The sequence below is a fragment of the uncultured Sneathiella sp. genome, from assembly GCF_963973085.1.
In the GTDB taxonomy this organism is placed as follows: domain Bacteria; phylum Pseudomonadota; class Alphaproteobacteria; order Sneathiellales; family Sneathiellaceae; genus Sneathiella.
The window spans coordinates 313,103-331,947 of record NZ_CAXAXA010000002.1 but is presented as its reverse complement, the minus strand read 5'-3'; the positions used below and the strand labels follow the sequence as shown (position 1 = coordinate 331,947).

Annotated in this window: 15 protein-coding genes and 1 tRNA gene; 2 read left to right on the top strand and 14 right to left on the bottom strand. The window is 55.1% G+C overall.

Annotation, left to right across the window (positions count from 1 at the left end; all coding sequences use genetic code 11):
- Nucleotides 1-30 precede the first annotated feature (30 nt).
- Nucleotides 31-1,203: an isovaleryl-CoA dehydrogenase gene (locus AACZ19_RS05745; RefSeq protein WP_339631996.1), complete on the bottom strand. Its 1,173-nt coding sequence runs from the start codon at nucleotides 1,201-1,203 to the stop codon at nucleotides 31-33.
- 283 nt (nucleotides 1,204-1,486) lie between these two features.
- Between AACZ19_RS05745 and AACZ19_RS05740 the strand changes: the two genes are divergently transcribed.
- Entirely contained in the window at nucleotides 1,487-2,386 is a 900-nt protein-coding gene (locus AACZ19_RS05740; protein ID WP_339631994.1) for a LysR family transcriptional regulator, read from the top strand.
- Nucleotides 2,387-2,391: 5 nt separating this feature from the next.
- Here the strand turns inward: AACZ19_RS05740 and mgtE are convergent, their stop codons facing one another.
- From mgtE to AACZ19_RS05720, 4 genes are all read right to left on the bottom strand, one after another.
- Nucleotides 2,392-3,795, bottom strand: coding sequence for a magnesium transporter (gene mgtE / locus AACZ19_RS05735; RefSeq protein ID WP_339631992.1), 1,404 nt, complete (start codon nucleotides 3,793-3,795; stop codon nucleotides 2,392-2,394).
- 2 nt (nucleotides 3,796-3,797) lie between these two features.
- Nucleotides 3,798-6,125: an NADP-dependent malic enzyme gene (locus tag AACZ19_RS05730; RefSeq protein WP_339631990.1), complete on the bottom strand. Its 2,328-nt coding sequence runs from the start codon at nucleotides 6,123-6,125 to the stop codon at nucleotides 3,798-3,800.
- A 204-nt stretch (nucleotides 6,126-6,329) separates the two neighbouring features.
- A tRNA-Leu gene (locus AACZ19_RS05725) sits at nucleotides 6,330-6,416 on the bottom strand.
- Between the two features lie 66 nt (nucleotides 6,417-6,482).
- Nucleotides 6,483-6,737, bottom strand: coding sequence for a FliM/FliN family flagellar motor switch protein (locus AACZ19_RS05720; protein ID WP_339631988.1), 255 nt, complete (start codon nucleotides 6,735-6,737; stop codon nucleotides 6,483-6,485).
- A gap of 120 nt (nucleotides 6,738-6,857) precedes the next feature.
- On the opposite strand from AACZ19_RS05720, the gene lipB reads away from it, so the two are divergent.
- Entirely contained in the window at nucleotides 6,858-7,547 is a 690-nt protein-coding gene (gene lipB, locus AACZ19_RS05715) for a lipoyl(octanoyl) transferase LipB (RefSeq protein ID WP_339631986.1), read from the top strand.
- On the opposite strand, the gene AACZ19_RS05710 is transcribed toward lipB, so the two are convergent.
- The 9 genes from AACZ19_RS05710 to AACZ19_RS05670 all read right to left on the bottom strand — a co-directional run bounded on the left by AACZ19_RS05710 (nucleotide 7,528) and on the right by AACZ19_RS05670 (nucleotide 18,767).
- Entirely contained in the window at nucleotides 7,528-9,495 is a 1,968-nt protein-coding gene (locus AACZ19_RS05710) for an acetyl/propionyl/methylcrotonyl-CoA carboxylase subunit alpha (protein ID WP_339631984.1), read from the bottom strand. The genes lipB and AACZ19_RS05710 overlap by 20 nt on opposite strands.
- Nucleotides 9,496-9,519: 24 nt before the next feature.
- Complete coding sequence (locus tag AACZ19_RS05705; RefSeq protein ID WP_339631982.1) at nucleotides 9,520-11,052, bottom strand: acyl-CoA carboxylase subunit beta; 1,533 nt, start codon at nucleotides 11,050-11,052, stop codon at nucleotides 9,520-9,522.
- Between the two features lie 9 nt (nucleotides 11,053-11,061).
- Complete coding sequence (locus AACZ19_RS05700; RefSeq protein WP_339631980.1) at nucleotides 11,062-11,763, bottom strand: ATP12 family protein; 702 nt, start codon at nucleotides 11,761-11,763, stop codon at nucleotides 11,062-11,064.
- 95 nt (nucleotides 11,764-11,858) lie between these two features.
- Nucleotides 11,859-12,533: an HAD-IA family hydrolase gene (locus AACZ19_RS05695; protein WP_339631978.1), complete on the bottom strand. Its 675-nt coding sequence runs from the start codon at nucleotides 12,531-12,533 to the stop codon at nucleotides 11,859-11,861.
- Nucleotides 12,534-12,606: 73 nt separating this feature from the next.
- Nucleotides 12,607-14,280 (bottom strand): 2-isopropylmalate synthase, encoded by a 1,674-nt coding sequence (gene leuA / locus AACZ19_RS05690; protein ID WP_339631976.1) that lies wholly within the window; start codon nucleotides 14,278-14,280, stop codon nucleotides 12,607-12,609.
- Between the two features lie 416 nt (nucleotides 14,281-14,696).
- Nucleotides 14,697-15,665: an RluA family pseudouridine synthase gene (locus tag AACZ19_RS05685; RefSeq protein WP_339631974.1), complete on the bottom strand. Its 969-nt coding sequence runs from the start codon at nucleotides 15,663-15,665 to the stop codon at nucleotides 14,697-14,699.
- Nucleotides 15,662-16,042, bottom strand: coding sequence for a fluoride efflux transporter CrcB (gene crcB, locus AACZ19_RS05680; protein WP_339631972.1), 381 nt, complete (start codon nucleotides 16,040-16,042; stop codon nucleotides 15,662-15,664). Before crcB ends, AACZ19_RS05685 begins: the two co-directional genes overlap by 4 nt.
- Nucleotides 16,039-17,355 carry a replication-associated recombination protein A gene (locus AACZ19_RS05675; protein ID WP_339631970.1) on the bottom strand — a complete coding sequence of 439 codons (1,317 nt, stop codon included), beginning with the start codon at nucleotides 17,353-17,355 and terminating at the stop codon, nucleotides 16,039-16,041. The genes crcB and AACZ19_RS05675 overlap by 4 nt, the downstream gene beginning before the upstream one ends.
- Entirely contained in the window at nucleotides 17,352-18,767 is a 1,416-nt protein-coding gene (locus tag AACZ19_RS05670) for a Do family serine endopeptidase (protein ID WP_339631968.1), read from the bottom strand. The genes AACZ19_RS05675 and AACZ19_RS05670 overlap by 4 nt, the downstream gene beginning before the upstream one ends.
- Nucleotides 18,768-18,845: the final 78 nt, after the last annotated feature.

Sequence of the window (18,845 nt, the reverse complement as noted above, 5' to 3'; positions counted from 1 at the left end):
TCTCCATTTTCAAGAAGTTATTATATCTAATCAGGCTGTCTCGTTAAACAGCTCGCGCCCGATCAACATGCGGCGCACCTCGCTGGTACCCGCGCCGATCTCATAAAGCTTGGCATCGCGCAGCAGGCGTCCCGTCGGGTATTCATTGATATATCCGTTTCCGCCCAGCGCCTGTATCGCCTCCAGCGCCATCCAGGTCGCCTTTTCGGCCGCATACAGGATAACACCGGCGGCGTCCTTTCGCGTCGTCTCGCCCCGGTCGCACGCCTTGGCAACCGTATAGACATAGGCACGGCAGGCATTCATTGTGGAATACATATCCGCCACCTTGCCCTGCATCAGCTGGAATGTGCCGATAGGTTGTCCAAACTGTTCCCGGTCATGGATATAGGGGATGACGCTGTCCATGCAGGCCTGCATGATGCCGAGGGGTCCGGCGGACAGCACAACCCGCTCATAATCAAGACCACTCATCAGGACGCGGACGCCCTCATTCAAGGGGCCAAGGATATTCTCTTCCGGCACCTCACAATCCCCAAACACCAGTTCGCAGGTGTTGGAGCCACGCATGCCCAGCTTGTCGAGCTTCTGTGCCGTCGAAAAGCCCTTGAAATCCTTCTCGATGATGAAAGCAGTAATCCCGCGTGGGCCCGCATCGGGATCCGTTTTCGCATAGACCACCAGCACATCTGCATCCGGGCCATTGGTAATCCAGAACTTGTTGCCGTTCAGGATATAGCGATCGCCCATTCTATCGGCACGGAGCCGCATGGAGACAACATCTGATCCCGCGCCCGGCTCGCTCATGGCCAGCGCGCCGACATGTTCTCCGTTCACCAGCTTTGGCAGATACTTCTGCTTCTGTGCCTCATTTCCGTTGCGATGGATCTGATTGACGCAAAGGTTGGAATGCGCCCCGTAGGAAAGGCCGACGGACGCCGAACCACGGCTGATCTCCTCCACCGCGACACAATGCTCCAGATAGCCAAGCCCCGATCCGCCATAAGCCTCATCAACCGTCATCCCGAGCAAGCCAAGGTCGCCCATCTTCCGCCACATATCCATGGGGAACTGGTTGGTGGCATCGATTTCGGCGGCGCGAGGCGCAAGTTCTTTGGCAACAAAGCTCGCCACCGTTTCACGGAGCATATCGGCGGTTTCACCAAGGCCAAAATTCAGGCTCGGAAAATGAATTGCTGTCATTCTGTTATCCTTGTTAGGTCAACGGGATCGAAATCCGGATTTTCAGTTACCTCACGGAATACACTTAATCTCAATATGGCGTGGGCTGCAGGTCATGTCGATAGTGCGCCGCACACAACGCAGTCATAGTCCGCATTCTTTGGGTGAAACACACTCACTACTCCCATCTGCCCTCCCGGAGAACAGACCTGTTACCGGTGTTTGATTTGCCCCGAATATAAGCAAAAAATTACCATAGATAAAATCATTTATTTTGATCATAACTATTGATAATGTGAATAGTATGGATATTTACCAGCTCCGTTATTTTCTCAACGTTGTAGAAACCAGCAACTTTTCCCGCGCCGCCGAGCGGGCATTTGTCAGCCAGCCCACTCTCTCCACCGGTATCAAGAAGCTTGAGACCGAGCTGGGCGCCCTCCTCTTCAACCGCGATACGCGAAAAATCTCCCTTACCGAGGCAGGCAGGAGACTGTTACCGCATGCCCGCACCATCATCTATGAATGTAACGCCGCAAAACAGGAACTGACCCGGCAAAACCCGGTCCAGCGCCTTCAACTTGGATTGCTGCGGAGCCTGTCAACGGAGCGACTTGCTGCACTGATCAGTGATTTCGGCAAGGCGCATACGGATATCCAGATCTCTATCAAGGACGGAAGCGTCGCCCAGCTTCAAAGCTGGCTTGGGGACCGGCGTGTTGACCTTGCCATTTCCGTTATGCCGGAGCCGGAGAGCAGCATACAGTTTGATAGGTTGTTCAGCTGGAAATATGTCCTCGCGGTGCCGAAGGACCATAGCTTCACAAGTCGCAACTCGATCCCGCTCAATCAACTTGACCGGCTCGATTTTGTTCATCGTACCCATTGCGAGGCCGAGACGGATGTCACTCGCACTTTTGCCAATGCCGGGACAAATCCGCATATCGTTTTCAGAACGGATCAGGATGACAAGGCCCTCGCCTTCGTCGGTGCCGGTCTCGGGTTATGTATGATCCCGGATTTTCTGAGTGCATCCGATGTGGCGCAAGTCCCCGTGGAAGGTCTGGATATCGGCCGGACGATCGGTCTCATCTGGCAGAAGGAACAGGAAAATGAATTGATCCAGTCATTTCGCATGTTCGCCAACAGCCATGACTGGCGTCCGCATCGCTCAGGCGCGAAGAATCTTGACTGGGCGCGATAAGCAGCTCAAAGCAGCACGAAAGTCGCCAATCCGAGAAAGGCGACGAAACCGACGATATCCGTTACCGTCGTCACGAAGACGCTGGACGCGATGGCCGGATCGATATTCATGCGATCCAGTGTTACCGGCACCAGCATTCCGGCAATACCCGCGATCAGAATATTGAAGACCATGGCCGTGGCAATAATCATCCCGATTTGGCTGCTCTCGAACCAGACCCACGCAATGGCGCCGATCAGGACAGCGAACACAACCCCGTTCAGCAAGGCAACGACAGTTTCCTTGCTGAGGATGCGAAACATGTTTGCAGCGGTAAGCTCTTTCGTTGCGAGCGCCCGCACTGCCACAGTCATGGTCTGCGTTCCTGCATTGCCGCCCATGCTGGCGACGATCGGCATCAATACGGCAAGTGCAATGATCGCCTCCATCGTGGCATCGAAAAAGCTGATGGCGACTGAGGCCGCAATGGCGGTAAGCAGGTTGACAAACAACCAGAGAAACCGCGACCGCGATGTTGACCAAATGCTGCCGAAAAGATCATCCTCCGACACACCACCGAGGCGCAGGATATCTTCCTCCGCCTCTTCGCTGATAACATCAACGATGTCGTCAACTGTAATCACACCGATAAGCGCCCCATCCGCATTAACGACCGCGGCGGAAGTCAGTCGGTATTGCTGGAAAAGATACGCCACATCTTCCTGGTCCATATCGACAGGGATCAGTTTCTGCTCCTCGTCCATGATATCACGCACCGCAACCTGGCGCTTGCTTCGCATGGCATGGTTCAAAGGGATTGTGCCAATCGGATGATGACGCGGATCGACGACAAAGATTTCATAGAATTCGTCCGGCAGGTCGTCCGTATCACGCAGGTAATCGATCGTTTGCCCGATATTCCAATATTCCGGAACCGCGATGAGGTTGCGCTGCATCAACCGACCGGCACTGTCCTCGCCGTAGGACAGGCCTTCCTGCAGCGCCGCCCGGTCGTCCGCCGGAATTTCCCTTAAAACATCGCGCTGCTCGTCTTCCTCCAGATCCTCAAGGACATCAACGGCGTCATCAATCTCCAGCTCATTCACGAAAGCGGCGATTTCAGCAGCATCCATATCATCTACAAGATGATCGCGGACATTTTCATCGAGATCCGAATACACATCCGGATCGAGGCGCCCTGCCATGATTTGCAAAAACGGCAACCTGAGCTTTGGCTTCAGCTGCTCAATCAGGTCGGCGGTATCTGCCGAATACCAGTCTTCAAGCTGCTCATGAATGAACGCCGCGTCTTCCCGCTCTATCGCATCCTGTATCTCCTGAACGATTTCGTCATTCAGGCCATAGGCAGGCGCAGCGCTTTCCTCATCTTCTAAGGGTTCATCCTGCGGTTTGTCTTGCACATCCGTCATATTCAGCCTTCGTCCAACAGGCGTTCTTTCCGGGCTATAGGCCCAGGCATCATCTTGCCGGCCTTGTGATCCTGGGCGTCTACCGCTGCAATTGCCGTCATATTGACGAGACCACGAACCGTAATCGAGGCGGCAGTGACATGCACTGACTTTGACATCCCGATAAGGATCGGGCCCACTGCAATTCCGTTGCCAATGCTTTTGGCAATATTGTAGCTGATATTTGCCGAATCGAGGTTTGGCATGATCAAAAGATTGGCGGAACCCTGTAACCGTGAATTGGGGAAGATCGCTTCGCGTATCGCCGGGATCAGCGCCGTATCCGCCTTCATCTCCCCTTCGATTTCAAGCTCAGGTGCCAGTTTCTCAATAATCTTCAGAGCCTCGCGGGCACGCAATGCTGAGGGCATGTCGGTCGAGCCGAAATTTGAATAAGACAAGAGCGCCGCTTTGGGCTCGATCCCGAACCGCCGGACTTCATCCGCCGCAAGAATTGCCAGCTCCGCAAGTTCCTCGGGCGTGTGTTCATGGCTAATCTGGGTGTCAGTAAAAAAGAGGGTACGCTCTGGCAAAATCAACAGATGAAGCGCGGAAGCGTCGCGAACTCCTTCGCGGAAGGGGATAATATCGGAGACACGCCGATAATGCTGGTCATATTTTCCGAAGGTACCACAAATCATTGCATCGGCATGGCCCAGATGCACCATCATGGCGCCGATAATTGTTGTATTGGTGCGAATGCGGGCCTTGGCGGTTTCCACATCAACGCCAAATCGCTCGCGCAGTTTGTGATAGGCCTGCCAATATTCCCGATAGCGTGGATCGTCTTCCGGGTCGACAATCTCGAAATCCTTGCCCGGCCTGATCCTGAGGCCAAGCTTTTGCAGGCGATATTCAATCACCTTACTCCGCCCAATCAGAATAGGCTTTGCAAGTCCTTCATCAACAACCGTCTGCGCCGCCTGCAGGATGCGCTCCTCCTCCCCTTCGGCGTAGGTAACGCGCATGATTTCCTGACGCGCCCTGTCAAACAAAGGTTTCATCACAAAACCCGTGCGATAGACAAAGTGAGAGAGATTCTGGTAATATTTATCCAGATCCTCTACCGGACGGCTGGCGACGCCACTGTCCATAGCCGCCTTGGCAACCGCGAAGGAGACTTCCAGATACAATCGGGGGTCAAAGGGTGTCGGGATAAGATAGTCCGGCCCAAAGCTTGCCTGAGTTCCGCCGTAAGCCTTGGCAACGATATCCGATTGCTCTGCCATCGCCAGATCGGCAATCGCCTTTACGGCCGCGATTTTCATCTCCTCATTGATTTCCGTCGCCCCGACATCCAGTGCGCCGCGAAAGAGGTATGGAAAACACAGAACATTATTCACCTGATTGGGATAATCGGACCGCCCCGTCGCGATAATCACATCTGGCCTGACTGCCTTTGCCTCTTCGGGCAGTATCTCCGGTGTCGGATTGGCCAGCGCAAGAATTATTGGTTTCCCCGCCATGGTAGCAACCATCTCTGATTTCAGCGCCCCTGGTCCAGAACAGCCAAGAAAGATATCCGCCCCCACCATCGCATCGGCGAGAGTGCGCTTGTTCGTTTCGATAGCGAAGACGGACTTATATGGGTCCATCTCGACAGTCCGCCCTTCATAGACCACCCCGTGAATATCACAGACAGTGATATTTTCCTTAGGCAGTCCCAAACTGACCAGAAGATTGAGGCAGGCAAGCGCCGCTGCTCCCGCACCACAGGCTGTCAGCTTCACCTCCGCTATGTCTTTTTCCACAACGCGTAGGGCGTTATAGACTGCAGCCGCTACGCAAATAGCGGTGCCGTGCTGATCATCATGAAACACCGGAATATTCATCCGCTCCCGACAGAGCTTCTCCACGACAAAGCACTCCGGCGCCTTGATATCCTCCAGATTGATCCCGCCAAACGTCGGCTCCATCGCGGCGATAATATCAACGAGCTTTTCCGGATCCAGCTCGGCAAGCTCGATATCGAAAACATCGATCCCGGCAAATTTCTTGAAAAGCACGGCTTTTCCTTCCATCACGGGCTTGGAAGCAAGTGGCCCGATTGCGCCAAGGCCGAGAACTGCCGTTCCATTGGTGACCACGCCGACAAGGTTCCCCCGCGCCGTCAGCTCCGCGGCCTGCGCCGGATCTTCTGCGATGGCAAGGCATGGATGGGCGACGCCGGGTGAATAGGCGAGCGCCAGATCCGTTTGCGTATCCATCGGCTTGGTCGGCGCGATAGTCAGTTTCCCCGGCCTTGGTAACCGGTGATAATCCATCGCCTTTTCCGAAATATCCTTCGCCATTCCCCGAAACCTCTCTCAAATAAACCGGATGCCTGCATTTACCTGATGACGAAACAGGATGCCATCAAAATTTCGGCAAGCGTATCAGCACATTAAGAAAATACGCGAATGCATCCATACCACGCCATCATAGCGCAGTTGGGGAAAGTTTCATGAAATTGTTGTAGAATTTTTCATTCACCCCGTCTGGGGCAAGAGATTAAGTGGTGCGGTCGAGAAGACTCGAACTTCCACCCGTGTTACCGGACAGCGACCTCAACGCTGCGCGTCTACCAATTCCGCCACGACCGCACAATGGAGCAGGGAAATAACAAATGTTTGCTAAGGGCGCAACAACTGAATTGCGAAAAGGGTGAATTAAAATTCCGGCAGGTTGCTTTTTACATTATCGGTAATGGAAATCCCGATGTTATCATCGACAATAATAATGCCGCCATAGGCAATCGGCTTGTTGTTCGCAAGGACAATAGCATCGTCATCAGCACCGGCGTCCAGCTCGATGACCGCGCCGCGGCCCATCTTTAAAAGCTGGTGAATTGGCATGATGGCTTTTCCCAGTACCACCGAGATTTCCACGTCCACGCCTTCAATTGCCTTGTCTTCCTCACTCATGCCCGTCATTCCTATGGCTGTCAGGAAGGCCAGTATCGGCGATCAGGGTTAACAGGGCCTTAACGGAACCGCCCTTCAGCAGAATATTGCTGTTTCAGGGAAAGCTGCTATAAACCGGTCATGCAGCAGATTGAATGGAAAATCTCCGACGAGCCGGTCGCGTACGAGTTCGCCCTTGCCGAGATGGAGCAGCGCGTGGCGGCGATCCACGAAGGAAGTGCACGGGAGCTTGTCTGGCTGCTGGAGCATCCGCCGCTCTACACAGCCGGGACCAGCGCAAATTTGTCAGATTTGAGGGACCCAGATCGCTTCCCCGTTCATAAGGCCGGGCGCGGCGGACAATATACCTATCACGGTCCCGGACAGCGGGTTGCCTATGTGATGCTGGATTTAAAGAAGCGTAATGCAGATATCCGGGCGTTTGTTCAGGATCTTGAAGACTGGGTGGTTGATGTTCTCGCCCAGTATCAGGTCAAGGGTGAAAAGCGTGAAGGGCGCGTTGGCGTCTGGGTCGATCGCGGCTTCCGTGAGGACAAAATTGCCGCCATCGGCGTGCGTGTTCGCCGCTGGATCAGCTTTCATGGCATCTCAATCAATGTTGACCCTGATCTCAGCCATTACGAGGGGATTGTCCCCTGCGGTATTGCTGAACATGGCGTGACATCCCTCGTCGATCTCGGGATTCCCGTGAGCATGGCGGAATTTGATGTCGAACTGAAGGCAAGCTTCAATAAAATCTTTTTAAAGGACGGCGACCTCGGTTTACTGATACCGGAAGCCGCCCCCCCGCCTATTCGAATTCCAGGATAACGTCGTCCACAGCCAGAATATCCCCGGCCTTGGCGTTGACTTTGGAAACCACCCCGTCCTGTTCGGCCCGGAGAATATTTTCCATCTTCATTGCCTCGACCACGGCAAGCGGTTGTCCGGCTTTGACCTCATCCCCTTCACTGACGTTGACGGCAACGATCATGCCCGGCATCGGGCAAAGCAGCAGTTTTGACAAATCTGCGGCTTCCTTGACCGGCATCAACTCGGCAAGCTTCGCAGCGGACGGACTGCGGACAGCCAGCTCGACCATCGCTCCGCCATGGGTCAAGCGAATAGAGCCGCGGGAAAATTCCAGCTGGGCAATCATCTCATCCCCGTTTACCTTGGCCTTGATCCGGCGCTTGCCGGGCTTCCATTTACTGCGAACGGCGAAAACCCGATCGCCAATGGTCACGTCAATACCTGCCTTTGCATCTTCCGCCGAGACTTCCGTGCTGGATTCCTTGCCATTTCCGACAATCCACTTTTCCGACGTCTTCTCAATGACATCAGAGAGAGACCGGCTGCTATGGCGCGCATACACAAGTATAGCGACTGCAACAAGCTTCTCGTAGGTTTCCGCATCGAGCGGTGCGCCATGGAACCCGTCCGGATATTCTTCGGCAATAAAGCCAGTTGTCAGCTCGCCGGCCTTGAACCTTGGATGATTGCAAACCGCATTCAGGAAATTGATGTTATGGGCGATGCCCTTGACTTCATATGCATCCAGCGCCCGCCCCATTTCCTCCAGAGCTTCCGTGCGGGTCGCACCATAAGTTACCAGCTTCGCGATCATCGGATCGTAGAACATGGTGATCTCGGAGCCTTCCGTGACGCCCGTATCGACCCGGACATTGTCGCCCTTTGGCACTTTGTAGCGGCTCAGGCGGCCGATGGAGGGGAGAAAGCCACGATAGGGATCCTCGGCATAGAGACGGCTTTCCAGCGCCCAGCCAGTGAGCGTGATGTCTTCTTGCGTGAGCGTGAGCTTTTCGCCATACGCCACCCGGATCATCTGTTCCACCAGATCAATGCCGGTGATCAGTTCGGTCACCGGATGCTCCACCTGCAAACGTGTATTCATTTCCAGGAAATAAAAGCTTTTGTCACTACCGACGATAAACTCGACGGTTCCGGCGGAGTGATAATCCACTTCCTTTGCCAGCGCGACGGCCTGCTCGCCCATGGCTTTTCGCAGTTCCTCGTCCACGAAGGGACTTGGCGCCTCCTCGATGACCTTCTGGTGTCGCCGCTGCACGGAGCATTCCCGCTCCCCGAGATACAGGCAGGTCCCGTGCTTGTCCGCCAGAACCTGAATTTCGATATGGCGCGGATCGACGACGAATTTCTCGATAAAAATACGGTCGTCGCCAAAGCTGCTGATGGCTTCGTTTTTAGCCGACTGGAACCCTTCGCGCGCTTCCGCCTCATCATGGGCGATCCGCATGCCCTTGCCGCCGCCGCCCGCCGATGCCTTGATCATCACCGGATAGCCGATCTCCTTGGAAATTTTCACCGCATCATCGGCGTCTTCGATCAGGTCCATATGCCCCGGCACCGTATTGACCCCGGCATTGAGCGCGAGTTTCTTGGAGGCGATCTTGTCTCCCATAGAGGCAATGGCTTTTTTACCCGGGCCAATAAAGGCGATGCCCGCCTCATCCAGCGCATCGGCAAAGGCCTGATTCTCGGACAGGAAACCGTATCCGGGATGAACGGCTTCCGCACCGGTCTTTTTGCAGGCATCGATAATCTTCTCAATGACGAGATAACTTTCCGAAGCAGCAGCCGGGCCGATATGAACCGCCTCATCCGCCATTTGCATATGCACGGCGCCGTCATCGGCGTCGGAATAAACGGCGACAGTCTGGATACCCATGGCGCGCGCTGAGCGAATAACCCGGCAGGCAATTTCCCCACGGTTGGCGATCAGGATCTTTTTGAACATTTTTTCTTCCCTTTTCTCTCGACCCTACAGCGGAATATTGCCGTGTTTTTTCCACGGATTTTCAAGATGTTTGTTTCTCAGCATGCGGAGCGACTTGATCACCCTGTTACGGGTATTGTTGGGCATGATCACATCGTCAATGAAACCGCGATGTCCGGCGACAAAGGGGTTGGCAAACCGGGATTGATATTCATCGGTGCGTTTCTGGATTTTATCCGCATCGCCAATCTCGGAGCGGAAAATGATCTCCACCGCGCCTTTCGATCCCATCACCGCGATTTCCGCAGACGGCCAGGCATAGTTGACATCCCCGCGCAAATGCTTCGATGCCATCACGTCATAAGCGCCGCCATAGGCTTTGCGGGTAATGATGGTGACTTTCGGCACTGTCGCCTCGGCGTAGGCATAAAGCAATTTCGCGCCATGCTTGATAATGCCGCCATATTCCTGGGACGTGCCGGGCAGGAAGCCGGGCACATCAACGAGGGTAACGATCGGGATGTTGAAGCAGTCGCAGAACCGAACGAACCGCGCCGCCTTCTTGGAGCTGTCGATGTCGAGGCAGCCCGCGAGCACCATCGGCTGGTTGGCGACGATGCCGACTGTCTGTCCTTCCATCCGGCCAAAGCCGGTGATGATGTTTTTCGCAAAATTCGGCTGGATTTCAAAGAAATCGCCTTCATCGACCAGCTTTTCCACCAGTTCCATCATGTCATAGGGTTTGTTGGCATTAGCCGGGACAAGCGTGTTAAGCGACTTTTCCTTGCGATCCGGATCGTCGAAACTCTTGCGGATCGGCGACTGTTCGAGATTGCTGGACGGCAGGAAATCAACAAGACGCCTCACCTCGGTCAGTACCTCGACATCATTGTCATAGGCATTATCGGCAACAGACGACTTGCTGGTATGCGTTCCCGCCCCGCCAAGTTCTTCCGCCGTCACGGTTTCGTTGGTGACGGTCTTCACGACATCGGGGCCGGTCACGAACATGTAGGAACTGTCGCGCACCATGAAGATGAAATCGGTCATCGCCGGGGAGTAGACCGCCCCCCCTGCGCAGGGCCCCATAATCACCGAGATTTGCGGCACGACACCGGACGCCATCACATTGCGCTGGAACACATCCGCGTAGCCCGCAAGGCTGTCGATGCCCTCCTGAATGCGCGCACCACCGGAATCATTCAGACCGATAACCGGCGCCCCGACCTGCACGGCCTTATCCATGATCTTGCATATTTTCTTCGCGTGATATTCCGACAGCGACCCGCCAAAGACCGTGAAGTCCTGACTGAAAACGAAGACGAGCTTGCCATTTATGGTGCCATGGCCAGTCACAACGCCGTCACCTATCACCGTTTCTTCTTGCATACCGAAATCAGCGCAGCGATGCTCGACAAACATGTCCCACTCTTCAAAAGAGTCGTCATCGAGAAGCAGGCTTATCCGCTCCCGTGCCGTAAGCTTGCCTTTGCTATGTTGCGCGTCGATACGCTTCTGTCCACCGCCAAGACGCGCCTTCGCCCGCTTTTCCTCAAGCTGCTGAATGATATCCTGCATGTACCCTCCTCAGGCTATAATGCCGCTTAGTTGCAGAAAGCGTGCGCTTGCCGCCAGGCTTTCCTTATTATTCTTTCGCCGTTTCACGGCCTCCGCATCCGAACCCCAGAATTCCATTGTGTGGGTTTCATCAATTTCACTGATCTCAAAGGCGTCTTCCGCCGTGATTCTCCCATCCAGCACCGCCAACGCGATTACAAGAGATCCGCATAAGGACGTCATGTTGTAAAGCGGCGCCAGCGTCATATCCTGTTGCCCGGAGACGAGCGCCCGCATCTTCGCCAGCGACTCTCCGGGCTGTTGTATATGCATGATACCCTCTACAACGTGCAGACTAACCTGATGCCGCTTATTTATCCACGCCAGCATCGGATCCCACGCCGCGGACTGCTTTTCGACAAGGCTGGGCGGGTGGCTGGCCCGATAGCAGACCAGATCGGTTCCGCCGTAGGACGCAATCTCATCTATCACTTTTTCCCGTTGCGGGGTGACACGGTCAATCACCGTTGCCGCCGCCTGCATCAGGGGCATATTGGCCGGATCGATCTTCTCACTCTGGGCGTCCCACTCCCCAGCGATTGCCTCGGCCAGCGCACGGGTCGGCAGACGCAGATGCGCCTTTGCAGGAGTTTTGATCACCCGACCATCAAGAAAAACGGAGTAACCCCCGCCTTCTTCCTCCGCCGTCACCCTATTGTAAAAGCGTTTCATCGCCGTTCGTTTTTCCATCTTAACCAAACAGTCGTTTGGCTTATAACGGATACTCATAAAAAATCAAGGATTGACTTTCTGCTTTCCTCAATCCATCAGGCCGTATCGATAATGTCCAGCAAATCCTCGACCCGGTCAATAAGTCGCTCAGCCCCGCTCTCCGTAAGCTCGTCTGCGTCATGATATCCCCAGGTAACACCAATTCCCCGGCACCCGGCATTTTTCGCCAGCATAATATCGAAAGTGGTATCGCCGATCATGAAAGTTCGCTCCGGCGATGTACCTGCCTCCATCATCGCCCGCTCCAGCATCTGCGGATGAGGTTTTCCGGGATTATGATCTGGCGTTTGCAGGGAAGTGAAATAGTCGTGAAGGCCGTGTTGGTTGATGACCGCGTTAAGGCCCCGAAGCGATTTTCCCGTTGCCACGGCCATTGCCGCCTTGCGCGCCGCGAGAGCAGATAGTGTCTCCTTCACGCCCGGAAAAAGCGGTTCATGATGATCGGGGAGCAGGCGTCTTTTGAAAAACGCATTCTTGTATCCCGACACGATATTTTCCAGCTGTATATCGTCCAGAGTTACGCCCGCAAGATGACGTACCGCTGTATCGGGATTAAGCCCAATTGTCCTGCGGATTGCCAAATCTTCTGGGACCGGCATAGACAAGGACTCAAACGCCAAACGCATGCAGGCAACCACATTATGCTGGCTATCCACCAATGTGCCGTCACAGTCAAAAACCACGAGGATGTCGGGCGCTGCTTCTGCCATCCACCATCTTTCAGTAAAACGTATTACACAGAAAAGAAAAAGGGCTGGCGCAATGTATCGCCAGCCCTGTTTATTATTGCTTTTTGGAGCGATTGACCGCGCTCGTAATGGCTTTGAGCGACGCCGTCACAATATTCGCGTGACGCCCGACACCGAAAATCGGTTCGCCTTTCGCATCGCGCATTTCCACATAAGCAATCGCCACGGCATCAGACCCGAAGCCGGTCGTATGTTCGCGATAGTCATTAACCTTCAGATCAATGTTATATGACTTCGTTAATGCGGACATATAGGCATCGATGGGACCGGTTCCGACCCCTTCCAGGGTTTTCTCCTGGCCGCCGTCGCGGATCGTCGCAATCAGCTTCCGCCGCTCCGACGTGGGTGATTCTGACGTGGTCTGATGATTGACGAACTCCAGACCGCCATTTGCGTTCAGATATTCTTTTTCGAAAATGTCATAAATAGTCGCGGAGGAAAGCTCCTTGCCCGTCTCATCCGTCACGGCCTGGACAATCTTGCTGAGCTCAACCTGCAAGAGGCGCGGCAACTCAATACCGTAATCCTCTTCCAACAAATAGGCGACGCCGCCTTTGCCGGACTGGCTATTGACCCGGATCACTGCATCATAGTTACGGCCAAGGTCCGCCGGGTCGATCGGCAAATACGGGATCTCCCATAATTCACTGTTGGCCTGCCGGATTGCCGCAAAGCCTTTCTTGATGGCATCCTGGTGGGAGCCGGAAAATGCTGTGAACACCAGATCACCACCATAGGGATGGCGAGGATGCACCGGCAACTGGTTGCAATATTCAACCGTGCGGACGACTTCGTTAATGTCACTGAAATCAAGCTTCGGATCAACACCCTGCGTATACAAATTCATGGCGATATTCACGACATCGACATTGCCGGTACGTTCCCCGTTTCCGAACAAGGTGCCTTCCACCCGGTCCGCCCCGGCCATGATCCCGAATTCCGCCGCGGCAACGCCGGTACCCCGGTCATTATGCGGATGCAAACTCAGGATGATCTTCTCCCTCTCTGGCAGATTGCGATGCATCCATTCAATCTGGTCGGCATAGATGTTGGCGCTCGCCACCTCCACCGTCGCCGGCAGGTTAAAGATGATCTTGTTATCAACCGTCGGCTTCCAGATTTCCATTACAGCCGTGCAGACCTCGCAGGCGTAGTCGAGCTCGGTCTGGGTAAAGCTTTCCGGGGAATATTCCATCTGGATATGGGTTTCCGGCATTTCATCGGCGAGTTGCCGCACCAGCTTTGCCCCGTCGGTGGCAATTTCCTTGATGCCCGCGCGGTCCATATCAAACACAACGCGTCGCTGTAGCGTGGATGTGGAGTTGTACAGATGTACAATCGCCTGCTTGGCGCCACGAATGCTGTCGTAGGTCTTGCGGATCAGTTCTTCTCGCGCCTGCGTCAAGACCTGAATTTTGACATCATCCGGGATTTCCCCCTCCTCTATCAAGAAGCGGACGAAATCGAAATCCGTCTGGGACGCAGAGGGGAAGCCGACCTCAATTTCCTTGAAGCCAAGCTCGACCAGATGGCGAAACATACGCAGCTTGCGCTCATGCCCCATCGGCTCGATCAGCGCCTGGTTTCCGTCGCGCAGGTCCACGCTGCACCAGATCGGGGCCTTGTCGATGACCTTCGTCGGCCATTGTCGGTCCGGCAAATTGATCGGTTCGAATGCCTTGTATTTTTCTCCGGGGATAAATGTCATGTCGAATTCCTCTAATTTCCTGGCGGGCGCATGGCGCCTCTATTTCGCTATATCTTTGGTTTATTGCAGCCAACATACGGTCGCGGGGCGCTACTCATACCCGAGCGACCGCCAGGAAGTCGAGAGAGCCCCCCGGAGGAGCCAGCCAGCTCTTCCTGCCATAAACCGTAAATTTTCCTTGAAATGGAGGACCCGCAGGTCTTCGTTACATACATTCGCTTATCCGACAATTTTGACAAAAGGACATTAGTCGCCCCGGCACCAGAATCAGAGTGCCGGGCCAATAAGTCGTAGGTTCAAAAGCCGGTTCGAATTTATCATGGGTCAAAATCTAGCCATTCAACCTCATTAGTCAAGCCAAAAGCGGCTTTTCTGCCTTATTGTTATCAGAACTCGATATCCAGAAACGGGTCTTCCTAGTCATTTTCATGAAAATCAAAGAGCTTCCAGCTTTCCACCATATGCCGGTCAAGCGGCGCCGTTACGGTAAGATCGCTGCCATCGGGATGGGAAATCGTAATCTCTCGCGCGTGCAAATGCATTTTCTTGCTGATCACGCCGTCAAGAAAAGCCTCGGACCCGCCATACTTCCCATCTCCGACAATCGGTGTACCGAGCGCTACCGCATGCACGCGAAGCTGATGGGTACGCCCGGTCAGCGGTTTGAACGCCACCCAGCAGGCTTTCTGCGCTGCCATTTCAACGACGGAATAGTCCGTGACGGCCTTTTGACCGTCCCGATCAACGACAACCTTTTCGCCATTCGCCGTCACGACTTTGGCAAGGTTGTAGCTAATCGTCCCCTCCTTTGGCTTGGGAACGCCCGCGAGCAGAGCCCAGTAAATCTTCCGTGTTGTCCGCCGTTTGAATGCTTCTGCGAGATGCTTGGCCGCCTGGCGCGTGCGGCCGAGCACAAGAACACCGGAGGTATCCTTGTCCAGCCGGTGAGCCAGCCTCGGCTTTTCCGGAAAATCGAACCGCAGCCCCTCAAGCAGGCCATCGACATGACGGTTTTGCCCGCTGCCGCCCTGTACCGGCAACCCCGCTGGCTTGTTCAGGACAATCACGGCGTCGTCCATATGCAGGATCATCTTGCGAATCTCCGCGATATCCTGATCGGAAAGCTTTGCCGGCTCGGGCGTCCGCCCCTTGTCCATCGGGACGGGCCTGAGCACATCATCAGAGAGCGGCGGCACCCTGACCGTCTGCCCGGCCTCCAGCCGGTCACCCGCCTTGGAGCGCTTCTTGTCAACGCGGATATCGCCTTTGCGCAAATGCTTTTCAAGCTGGCCATGGGTCATGCTGGGAAAATGCGCCTTGAACCAGCGATCCAGCCGCTGATCCGCTTCATCTTCACTGACGATGAGATGCTGAACACGGCTCATGACAATACCGCCCGCATCAGATGCAGCCCGGCGAATAATCCCGCGATGGACAGCGCCACGGACATCAGGATATAGCCCGCCGCCGGAAGAGTTTCTCCCTTCTCTACCATAAGGGCAACGTCGAGGGAGAAGGCAGAGAAGGTCGTAAAGCCACCCAAAAAGCCCGTCACCAGCAAAACTCGAAGCTCCGGCGACGGGGACCAGCGCAACGCGATCAGTTCGATCAATACCCCCATCAGTAAGGAGCCCACAATGTTCACGAACAGGGTCCCGTAAGGGTAACCCGGTCCCAATTGCCGCAGCATGATTTGCGCTACGCCATAGCGCGCGCAAGCCCCCAACGCACCGCCAATTGCCACCGATAGAAACATATTCATTTTTCCGTCTTTCCGGATTGCTTTTCCGCCCGCAGCCGCGCCCAGTATTCCAGGCGCTTCTTGATATCGCGCTCAAACCCGCGCTCAACTGGAGAATAATACTGCTCGCGCTTCATTTCATCGGGAAAATAGTTCTGCCCTGAAAACCCATCTTCCGCATTGTGATCATAGGTGTAATCCTTGCCATAGCCCATATCCTTCATCATACCGGTTGGTGCATTCAGGATATGCTTTGGTGGCATATGCGATCCATACTTTCGGGCAGCGGATTTCGATCCGCTGAAAGCACGGTAAGCCGCGTTGGATTTTGGCGCCGTTGCAAGATAGATGACCGACTGGGCAATGGCGAGGTCACCCTCCGGAGAGCCCAGAAACTGAAAGGCTTCCTTCGCGGCATTGGCCTGCACCAGCGCGTTCGGATCCGCCAGGCCGATGTCCTCAACCGCGAACCGCACAAGCCGACGGGCGATGTACAGCGGGTCCTCCCCTCCGTCCATCATACGCGAAAACCAGTAGAGCGCTGCATCCACATCCGACCCACGCATCGATTTATGCAGCGCGCTGATCAGGTTATAATGGCCGTCACGGTCCTTGTCATAGGCAGGGGCGCGTTTTGAGATGACTTTCGACAGTCCCTCAACACCAAGCTCATTTTCTCCCGAATGGAAGACAGCCTCCATCATATTGAGGAAAAACCGCCCATCCCCGTCGGCAAGCTGGACAAGCGCAGTCTTCGCTTCTTCCGTGAGCGGCACGTTTCGCCCTTCCAAAGCTGCCGCCCGATCCATCAGGACGCGCAGTGAGGCTTCATCATGACGATTGAGAACAAGAACCTGGCAGCGAGAAAGAAGTGCGCCGTTCAACTCAAAGGACGGATTTTCCGTCGTCGCCCCGACCAGGGTGATCGTGCCATCTTCCACATAGGGCAAGAAGCCATCTTGCTGCGCCCGGTTAAACCTGTGAATTTCATCGACAAAGAGGAGGGTTTTCGTGCCGTCCTGGCGGCGCATCTTCGCCGCCTCAAACGCTTTACGCAAATCCGCAACGCCTGAGAACACGGCGGAAATCTGCTCGAAATGCATCCCGACTTCCTTGGCCAGAAGCTGGGCTATGGTTGTCTTCCCCGAACCGGGCGGTCCCCAGAAAATAATCGAGGCGAGCCAGCCTGCCTCCAACATGCGCTTGAGCGGCGCACCTGCATCCAAGAGATGATCCTGCCCGACCACCTCATCCAGACGCGCCGGGCGCAACCGGTCCGCCAGCGGCCGGTTCATCTCATCGCCCGACCCGGAGGCTTCGAAGAGAGTGCTCATAAATTAACTTTGAAGGAGAGGGTTCGGCCATTCCGGCGAATGCTGATCTGCCAGCGCCCTCCCGCCTCCTGTAAGGCTGTTTTCGCCTGACCGATGTCGAGTATTTTCGCTCCGTTCACCCGAAACAGGATATCGCGCGGCCGCATCCCATACCGCTCTGCCACACTGCCTTTTACGACTTCCGTCACAACGACGCCATCAGAAAAGGCCGGCATTCCGAGCTCCAGCGCAAAAGCGGGGGATAAATTACCAACCACCACCCCGGAAAGAGGATGACGACCGGTCAGTGTCTCAATGCCGCGGGGTGGCGTTTCCGGCGCTGGCTGAAGATCCATGTCCAGCGGCATAAGCCTCCCGTCGCGATAAACGCCAAGCCGCGCGGTTTTGCCAATCACGCCCGAAGCAATCCGGTAAATGAGGGTATCCGGGCCAAGGATTTCCTTGTCATCAATGGAAACCACCACATCACCGACGCGCAACCCCGCCTTTTGGGCCGCGCCATAGGGGTGAACCTTGTTGATCAGGACACCGCCAGGCCTTTCGAGCCCGAGCCCATCCGCAACATCGCCGGTGATTTCCTGCCCGGCCGCGCCAAGCCATGGCCGCACAACTTTGCCCGTCGCAAGTCCGTTTGTGAGGACGGCCTTCACAAGATTTGCCGGAATGGCAAAGCCGATACCGAGAGAGCCGCCGCTTTTACTGAAAATGGCGGAATTGATACCGGCAATCTTCCCGTCCATGGTCAGGAGCGCGCCCCCGGAGTTACCCGGATTAATCGCTGCGTCGGTCTGGATAAAGGACTGAATGTCATTGCTCACCCCGGCATTACGATCAAGCGCGGAAACAATCCCGCTGGTTACCGTCTGTCCGACACCGAACGGGTTGCCGATCGCAATGACAAGGTCGCCAATTTCAAGCGCATCGGAATCCGCAAATTCCAGAAACGGGAGCTGTTCCCCCTCAACGTCGATTTTCAGGATGGCGAGATCCGTGCGTTCATCCGAGACGATGACCCGCGCATCGAATTCTCGACGATCAGATAGCGCGACCGTAATTTCATCCGCCCCGCCGACCACGTGATAGTTGGTGACAATAACGCCGTCCCCGTCCACAAGGACGCCGGAGCCCAGAGAATTCTGAATTTTCTGTCTCTGCCGGGGCGGGCCAAAGTTTCCCCCGAAAAACCGCTTGAAGAACGGATCGTCAAACAGGCTCGGGCGGGTCTGGGTCACGCGGGTTTTCGTGAAAATATTGACAACAGCGGGAACCGCCTTTTTCACCAACGGCGCAAAAGACAGCATGATCTGAGCCTGATTGCTCGGCACCACATCTTTAGAGAGCGCCGGACCACCAGCAACAAGAACTGCCGCAAAAGCCAGTCCGGCCGCTAAATTACAAAAATACCTGTTCATGACCTCAAAACCAATGGCGTGAAGTTTCCCTCCTGCCCTCCTCTTAGATTGGCCATATTAGTCCTTTTTCAAGCGGCT

Bases quoted from the DNA above. Each gene is read 5' to 3' on its own strand.
- AACZ19_RS05705 (WP_339631982.1), bottom strand. From the start codon at position 11,052: ATGCAGGATATCATTCAGCAGCTTGAGGAAAAGCGGGCGAAGGCGCGT.
- AACZ19_RS05720 (WP_339631988.1), bottom strand. From the start codon at position 6,737: ATGAGTGAGGAAGACAAGGCAATTGAAGGCGTGGACGTGGAAATCTCG.
- AACZ19_RS05740 (WP_339631994.1), top strand. From the start codon at position 1,487: ATGGATATTTACCAGCTCCGTTATTTTCTCAACGTTGTAGAAACCAGC.
- leuA (WP_339631976.1), bottom strand. From the start codon at position 14,280: ATGACATTTATCCCCGGAGAAAAATACAAGGCATTCGAACCGATCAAT.
- AACZ19_RS05675 (WP_339631970.1), bottom strand. From the start codon at position 17,355: ATGAGCACTCTCTTCGAAGCCTCCGGGTCGGGCGATGAGATGAACCGG.
- AACZ19_RS05710 (WP_339631984.1), bottom strand. From the start codon at position 9,495: ATGTTCAAAAAGATCCTGATCGCCAACCGTGGGGAAATTGCCTGCCGG.
- AACZ19_RS05745 (WP_339631996.1), bottom strand. From the start codon at position 1,203: ATGACAGCAATTCATTTTCCGAGCCTGAATTTTGGCCTTGGTGAAACC.
- AACZ19_RS05730 (WP_339631990.1), bottom strand. From the start codon at position 6,125: ATGGCGAAGGATATTTCGGAAAAGGCGATGGATTATCACCGGTTACCA.
- lipB (WP_339631986.1), top strand. From the start codon at position 6,858: ATGCAGCAGATTGAATGGAAAATCTCCGACGAGCCGGTCGCGTACGAG.
- AACZ19_RS05700 (WP_339631980.1), bottom strand. From the start codon at position 11,763: ATGAAACGCTTTTACAATAGGGTGACGGCGGAGGAAGAAGGCGGGGGT.
- AACZ19_RS05695 (WP_339631978.1), bottom strand. From the start codon at position 12,533: ATGGCAGAAGCAGCGCCCGACATCCTCGTGGTTTTTGACTGTGACGGC.
- AACZ19_RS05685 (WP_339631974.1), bottom strand. From the start codon at position 15,665: ATGAGCCGTGTTCAGCATCTCATCGTCAGTGAAGATGAAGCGGATCAG.
- crcB (WP_339631972.1), bottom strand. From the start codon at position 16,042: ATGAATATGTTTCTATCGGTGGCAATTGGCGGTGCGTTGGGGGCTTGC.
- mgtE (WP_339631992.1), bottom strand. From the start codon at position 3,795: ATGACGGATGTGCAAGACAAACCGCAGGATGAACCCTTAGAAGATGAG.
- AACZ19_RS05670 (WP_339631968.1), bottom strand. From the start codon at position 18,767: ATGAACAGGTATTTTTGTAATTTAGCGGCCGGACTGGCTTTTGCGGCA.